We start from the raw sequence: 1,017 nt of genomic DNA, 5'->3' as shown, positions 1-1,017 counted from the left end.
CAAGTCATTGGAAGCAGCGCAGCGAAAAATACCCAAATTACACCACGGCGGAACAGGAAAACGGTAGGCAGTAGCAGTAGAGGCAATAGCCAAAATCCACCATTCAAACGTGAATCGGTTTTGACTTCTTGGTTCTGTTTTGCTGCCAAGTTGTTCCCAGTATTATTCGTGTACGTTGCGATGCTATCCACGTCTCGGTTGTTGTGCTGAATAGGAACAAACATACCGCCCGTCTTGTTGGCTAGCGTTTGTAGGTTTTTCAGGTGTGTTTTGGCAACAACGGTCGAGCCTTGCGTGGTCTTAAGAAGCGAGCCGTCGGGTAGGGCAATCGGTGCGCCGTTTGCCGTGCCGATTGCAAGAACCGAGACTCGTATGTTTTTACCTTTAACTAAATTCAGAGAGCGTGCCAATTCTGAATCATCAAGATCATCGGCAAGAACCACAATGTCTCCTTGGTTTGCACCTGCTTGTGAAAATTGACTTAACGCCAATTCGATCGCAGCAGGGAGGTTCGAGCCTTGGAATGGCATCAGCTCTGGCGACAAGTTCTCGATGATACCTGCTAGCGTACTAGCATCCGTCGTTAGCGGACTCAAGCTGTAAGCATCGCCTGCATAGGCGATCAATCCAGTCGCCCCCTCTTTCCACTTTGGCAACAAGTCCAACGCTTTGTAACGTGTTTGAGTAAGGCGATTGGGTTTGATGTCGCTGGCGTACATCGAGCGAGACATATCTAGCACTAGCATGCGATTTTGGCTTAGCTCGAAGCTTGGACGTGTATTTGATTGCCAGCTCGGCCCAGCGAGCGCTACGCAGGCAATCGCCCAAGCCAAGCCCCAAATCGTAAAATAGGGTTTGGACTGGGTGGTCTGCCCAAGCATTTTGGCGAGGTGCGGGGCAATCAGCGCGGATTTTTTCGCTCTAAATTTTTGATTAATCAGGAGTACGAAGGGGATTGCTATCAGTCCCAGTAACCAATATGGGTTAAGGAAAGTAAACTCAGCCATGTTTTCTCCT

At 49.3% G+C, this 1,017-nt stretch carries 1 protein-coding gene; it reads right to left on the bottom strand.

Annotated features, from left to right (window positions below; genetic code table 11):
• On the bottom strand, positions 1 to 1,007 hold a 1,007-nt coding region (locus R7P67_RS26640), incomplete at its 3' end, for a VWA domain-containing protein (protein ID WP_318086561.1).
• Positions 1,008 to 1,017 lie beyond the last annotated feature (10 nt).

This window comes from Vibrio sp. Vb0937, from assembly GCF_033338855.1.
Note: the sequence above shows the minus strand (reverse complement) of the source record. Positions and strands in the feature narration are given on the sequence as shown.